The 6247-nt window shown below is 69.3% G+C and carries 3 protein-coding genes and 1 pseudogene; 1 reads left to right on the forward strand and 3 read right to left on the reverse strand.

The features are described 5' to 3' along the window. Both AB0G02_RS25850 and AB0G02_RS25855 read right to left on the reverse strand, forming a co-directional pair. On the reverse strand, positions 1-2485 hold a 2485-nt coding region (locus AB0G02_RS25850), incomplete at its 3' end, for a nitrate- and nitrite sensing domain-containing protein (protein WP_360798274.1). A gap of 423 nt (positions 2486-2908) precedes the next feature. After that, positions 2909-3889 carry an ABC transporter substrate-binding protein gene (locus AB0G02_RS25855; RefSeq protein ID WP_360798276.1) on the reverse strand — a complete coding sequence of 327 codons (981 nt, stop codon included), beginning with the start codon at positions 3887-3889 and terminating at the stop codon, positions 2909-2911. A 278-nt stretch (positions 3890-4167) separates the two neighbouring features. On the opposite strand from AB0G02_RS25855, the gene AB0G02_RS25860 reads away from it, so the two are divergent. After that, the gene (locus tag AB0G02_RS25860; protein WP_360798278.1) at positions 4168-5325 is read left to right on the forward strand and encodes a 4-hydroxybenzoate 3-monooxygenase; all 1158 of its coding nucleotides are present in this window, start codon (positions 4168-4170) and stop codon (positions 5323-5325) included. A gap of 583 nt (positions 5326-5908) precedes the next feature. On the opposite strand, the pseudogene AB0G02_RS25865 reads toward AB0G02_RS25860, so the two are convergent. Continuing rightward, positions 5909-6247 (reverse strand): annotated as a pseudogene (locus AB0G02_RS25865) (ABC transporter ATP-binding protein); the annotation flags it as partial.

Consider the following 6247-nt stretch of genomic DNA (forward strand, 5'->3'; position numbering starts at 1 on the left):
GCTGCGCGAGCGAGGACGGCTGCGCGATGAGGTCGGACCGGTCGGTGTAGGCGGTCTGCTCCGACGCGGTGCCCTCGTGGCCGCCGGTGGAGTTGTCCGTGCCCATCAGCTCGGCGCGGTCCGCGAACATCGTCCGCTCGGACGCGGTCTCCGGCGGCACGGAGGACGGCTGCTGGTCGCCCAGCTCGCCGCGCACGCCACCCTCGGCCTCGCCGCCCTGGAACCAGCGCGACAGCACGTCCTCGTAGATCGGCAGCCGCTGGGTGGAGGCGTCGTCCTCCTCCTCGACCACGACGGGCGCGGGCCTGGCGCCCGAGGGCGGGTAGGAGTAGTCCGGCACCTCTTCGCCGGGCGGCGGCACGGTCTCGTCCACGGTGGCCGTGAACAGGTCGTCCACCGGGGTCTGCTCGACCTCGAAGAACCCGCCGGGCTCCACCTCGTGCGTGTGCACGACCTGCGGTCCGGTCGTGGCGGGCAGGTCCAGCGGCGCGTAGCCGCCGGGCGCGATCTCCGGCGTCCACTTGGGCACGCCGGCGAGCACGCCGACACCGCTGTCCTCCAGCTGCGGCGAGGCCTGCCGCTGCGGCAGCGCGGCGGGCACGGGCCTGGGCTGGATCGGCTCGGGGCCGCGGTGCAGCAGGTCGACCGGGAGGACGACCTGGGCCGTCACGCCACCCTCTATGTCGTCGTTGTTGCTCAACGTGACCCGGATGTTGTGCCGCTTGGCGAGCTGGCCGACCACGTACAGGCCCATCTCGCGGGCCACCGACACGTCGACCTCGGGCGGGTCCGCGAGCTTGGTGTTGGCCTCGACGACGTCCTGCTCCTGCATGCCGACACCGCGGTCGTGGATGCGGATCGACACCTCGCCGCGCCGGGTCTCGATGGCCCGCACGGTCACCTTGGTGGTGGGCTTGGAGAACGCGGTCGCGTTGTCCAGCAGCTCCGCGATGAGGTGCGCGAGGTCGTTGACCACGCGGCCCTGGACCTTCAGCTCCGGCGCGGGCGCGATCTGGATCCGGGCGTACTTCTCGACCTCGGACACCGCGGCGCCCAGCACCTCGGAGATCGGCACCGGCCGGGTGACCCGGCGGTTGACCGTGGTGCCGGAGAGCACCAGCAGGTTCTCGCTGTTGCGGCGCATCTGGGTGGCCAGGTGGTCCAGCTCGAACAGGCTGGCCAGCTGGTCGGGGTCCTGCTCGTCCTGCTCCAGCCGGTCGATGACGGTGATCTGCCGCTCGACCAGCGCCTGCGAGCGCCGGGACAGGTTGATGAACATGTCGTTGACGTTCGCGCGCAGCGCCACCTGCTCGACCGCGAGTCGGACGGCTTCGCGCTGCACGGCGTCGAACGCCCGCGCCACCTGGCCGACCTCCTCGGTGGTGTGGATCGGCACCGGCACCAGCGCCTCTTCCGCGGCGCGGGCCGGGTCGCGGTGCGTCCGGATCCGCTTGATCGCGTCCGGGAGGCGGTTGCGGGCCACGTCCAGGGCGGTGCGGCGCAGCACGCGCAGCGGCGTCAGCATCGACCGGGCGACGAACGCCATGAGGGCGAACGCGATCACCAGCGCCACGGCGACCAGCGCCGCGTCGCGCCAGGCGGACGCGCGGGCCGCCTCGGTCAGGTCGATCGAGGCCTGGTTCGCCTGCCGCTCGATGTCCTGCGACACCGACCGGAGCAGCTTCGCGGTCTCCTCGCCGGCGGCCAGCACGTCACCGTCGGAGATGGACACCTCGCCGGCGTCCTCCTGCTGCACCAGCGCCAGCTGCACCAACCGGTTGCGACCGTCCACCGCCGAGCCGGACACGGTGTCCGACAGCAGCTGCCGGTTCTCCTGGCTCGCGGTGTTGGCGAAGTCGGTGAGCGCGGCGTCCAGCCGGGACTGCGCCGCGCGCAGCGCGTTGACCTGGCCGGGCGCGAACTCGGAGCGCTCGGCCGTGGACAGCAGGATCGAGTTCTGCTGGGACAGCTGCTCCTTCGCGCTGTAGAGCGCGAGGTTGGCGCCGGCCAGCGGGGTGATCGTCTCGTTGCTCAGGCTGCTCGCGGTGGCGCGGTGCACCTGGGACAGCGCGGCCAGCACCTGGCCGTAGGCGCTGTGCACCGAGATGTCCGGGTACTTGGTGGTGGTCACCGTGTTGCGCAGCGAGTTGAGGCCGTCCAGCGACTGCAACGACTTCTGGAACGACTCGCGCACGGCGTCGTCGACACCGGCGGTGGAGGCGGCGACGTCGCGCAGCCTGCCGACCTCGGCGTCGACCTTGCCCGACCGCGTCTGGAACTCGGGCAGGTTCTCACCCCGTCCGCCCGCGACGTACCAGACCGCGGCGTCGCGTTCCAGCTGCAGCGCGTCGGAGACCGCCGCCACCTGGGCCGAGAGCTGGAGCTCCCGCTGGACCTGGCCGAACAGCTCCACGTCGTCCAGCTGGGTGTTCAACCTCAGCCCGGCGAGCGTCAGCGTGCTCAGCGCGGGCACCAAGAGCACCACGGCCAGCTTGCTGCGCAGGCGCCAGTTCCGCAGACGCCACCGGGAAACACCCCGGTCGGCGGGCACGGCGCCTGTGCTGGGACCCGAGTCGGGTGGACCGCTTCCTGCGGCACCCGTGTCGAGTTGAATCCGCTCCGGATCTCTCCCGGAGGCGTGGTCGTCGTGACCGCGCACCGTCAGCACACTCCCCAGCCCGGTGAAACGACACTTCCCTACAAACCCGGTGGATCTTGGTGGAAAAATCCGCCGAGTCATACCGCCGTTCGGACGAGGTCGCCGGTAGTTTGCAAATCAACCATTGTCACGCGGACCCCAGCGGGACGCGCTAAACGATCGCTAACCGGCGTTCATGGTTTTTTCACACCCTCGCCCCGCACGGGAAACACCCGAGGGGGGAGCCCGGCGAGGGCTCCCCCCGTCGGATCAGCTACCCGCCTTGGTGACCAACATCGGCTTGACGTCGAAGTCCTTCTCCAGCAAGCCGTACGTCCGCATCAGCTCCGACACGCGCTGCAGCCGGGTGGCGTCCAGGGTCGTCGGGAACTCGCCGAAGTGCACCAGGCTGGCGGTTTCCTTGTCGACCTTGGCGTACTCGACCAGCAGCGGCTCGACCGTGGGGCGGTCCGCCGCGTCGCGCTGGCCCTTCGCCATCGCCCGCTGGAACGCGGCGACGGTGTTGGGGTTCTCCTTCACGAACTTGCCGCTCGTGGCGTAGCCCGCGATCGGGATGTCCGCGGTCGGGCCGGACGCCGCGTCGAGCACGGTGATCTGGCCGCTCGCGCGCTGGGCCCGGCTGATGAACGGCTCCACCATGAAGGCGGCGTCGACCGTGCCGTTCTGGACCGCGGCCTCCATGTCCGGGAACGGGAACTCCTTGAACGTGACCTTGGCGGGGTCGACGTCGTTGGCCTCCAGCGTGGCCTTCGCGGTCAGCTCCGCGATGTTCTTGAACGTGTTGATCGCGATCGTCTTGCCCTCGAGGTCCTTGGGCGACTTGATCGGCGACCCGGCCTTGGCCAGGATCAGGAACATCTCCGGCTTGGCCTGGTAGCCGTCGCTGACCAGCTTGAGGCCGTCGACGCTCTTCGCGGCCTCCTTGGCCTCGGCGCTGAAGAACGAGACCCAGTTGCCGAAGGAGATGTCCAGCTCACCGTTGATCAGGCCGGGGATGGCGGCGGCGCCACCCTGGATGATCTTGGCCTCGACGTCGAGGCCCTCTTCCTTGAAGTAGCCCTTCTTGATCGCGACGTGGACCGACGCGACGTCGAGGATGGGCAGCAGGCCAAGTGTGATCTTGGCCTTTTCGACCTTGCCCGGAGCGGCTGCCGCGGTGGTGGGCTTCTCCTCGGAACCACCGAGGAGGCCGCAGCCTGAGACCACGGCGAGCATCGCGACCGCGGACACTACGCCGAGGATCCTTCGAGCCGAGAGGCCGACTCTTCGAGTCATGGGGGGCATCTCCTGTTGGAGTGACGACTTTGCGGGGGCAGGATGCACGGGCGACGGAGGCGCTGCGGAGCCACTCAAAGTGACACGAGTGGATCGGCAAGACCCCAGTCGACCGACACTCGAAGGCTGATCCACTACCTTCGGTGAGCATCTTTGCACAGGCTGTCCAGAGGCAGGGGTATGCGGTGAGCGATCTTGACGCGGAATGGGCCGTACAGAGCAACCGGCGCCCGGTGGGCATCGTCGGAGCGGGCCCGGCGGGATTGACGTTGGGGAACCTGCTCCGCGAAGCCGGAATCCCCTGCGTTGTGCTCGAAAAAGGCACCAGGGAGTACATCGAGACCAGGCCGCGCGCCGGGGTGCTGGAGCACCGCGCGGTGCAAATGTTGACCGAGCACGGGCTCGCGGACCGGTTGCTCCAAGAGGCGGACAGGCACGGCGCCTGCGAATTCCGCGTGAACGGTCAGGCCTATGAGGTGGACTACGCCACGCTCTACGACGGCCAGACGCACTACATCTACCCGCAGCAGGAGGTCGTCCGGGACCTCGTGCGGCACTACGTCGACGAGCGCGGCGGCGAGGTCCGGTGGTCCGTCACGGACGTCGAACTGCACGACATCGAGTCCGCCGAACCGGCTCTGACCTGGACGAACGCCGACGGCGAGCGGGAGCGGCTGGACTGCTCGTTCATCGCCGGCGCGGACGGGTTCCACGGTGTGACGCGGCGCAGCATCCCGGCGGGCGCGGTGCAGGAGTTCAGCCACCAGCACGGCATCGAGTGGCTGAGCATCCTGGCGGAGGCCCCGCCATCCACCCACAAGGTGATTTACGCACTTCACCCGGACGGATTCGCGGGGCATATGCTCCGCAGTTCGACGGTTTCCCGCTACTACCTCCAGGTGCCGGTCGACGACACCGTGGACAACTGGCCGGACGAACGGGTGTGGGCGGAGCTGCACAAGCGTCTCGCCCTTCGGGACTCGGACTGGAAGCTCACCGAGGGGCGCATCACGGAGAAGCGCATCCTGGACATGCGCAGCCACGTGGTCGAACCGATGAACCACGGCAACCTGTACCTGCTGGGCGACGCCGCGCACATCATCACCCCGGTGGGGGCAAAGGGAATGAACCTCGCGTTGCACGACGCCGAGGTGCTGGCCGACGCCCTGACGAGGTACCACCGAACGGGTGATGAGACGGGCCTGCGGACCTACTCGGAGGTGTGCCTGCGGCGGGTGTGGCGTGCGCAGGAGTTCTCGCAGTGGATGGTGTTCATGATCCACCGGTCGCCGGAGCCCTTCCTGAGCCGGTTGGGTCAAGCCCGACTCGAACACCTCATCGCCTCGGGGTCGTCCGCGGGCTATTTCGCCCAAAACTACGTGGGGCCCTGAGGAGAACAACTTACGATTAGCCGGGCGATTCCGCCGGGAACCGCACGGCAGTGAACCGGGATCACCGACGTCTTGTTCTCCGCGGAATCGTCCGGGCGAATCCGCCCCGGAGAACAAGACGACGGCCCGAATGGATACCGACCGGATCGGGTGTTATCGGTTCCCCGCATTCGATCTTCCACGCCCCGCGCTCTCGATCTTCGGCACGGGATGCATTCGTCACCGATTCCACCCGGTGGACGGTCGAGTACACCGCCGAACGCCCCCGCCGACACCGCCGCCGCCCATAGGAATTACGGATGCAATACGCCGCCACCGGCCCCGAATAGGGGCCCGGCGCCACGGCGGGTAATCACGTGACGACGGCGTGGTGATCATCCGGCGCGTTCCGGCGCCCGTCCTGCCGCGGAATGATGTCGAATCGTTGTCAACGAACCCCGTCGAACCCCGTCGAATCCCGCGCCCGCCCAGCCCCCACCCCGCCCCCGCACAGCACGACGGGCGACCCGCGCCGCCGGCCCCTGAGAGGGGCTGACAGCCGCGGACCGCCCGTCGGACGTCCAGGGGCCTGCGGAGAGGCCTGTCAGGTCGTGGCGCGCTCCTCGGCGTCGGCGCGCGAGACCTCGGCCCGCTCGGCCTCGGCCCACTTCGCCGCCTGCTCCTCGTTCGCCTTGCGCCGCGCCCGGACCTCCTCGGAGGTCTTGCCGACGTTCAGCAGCCGCGCCACCTCGGCCCGCAGCGCGACGAACGCCTCGGACTCGCGGGTGGTGATCTGGTCGCGCTGCGCGGGCAGGTCGACCTTCAGGTCGGCCACCACGGACGCGGGCGACGTGGACAGGACCAGGATGCGGTCCCCCAGGTAGACGCTCTCGTCGATGTCGTGGGTCACCACGAGCACCGTGGTGTCCTGCTCGGTGCGGAC

This window comes from Actinosynnema sp. NPDC023658 (assembly GCF_040639995.1).
Lineage (GTDB): Bacteria > Actinomycetota > Actinomycetes > Mycobacteriales > Pseudonocardiaceae > Actinosynnema.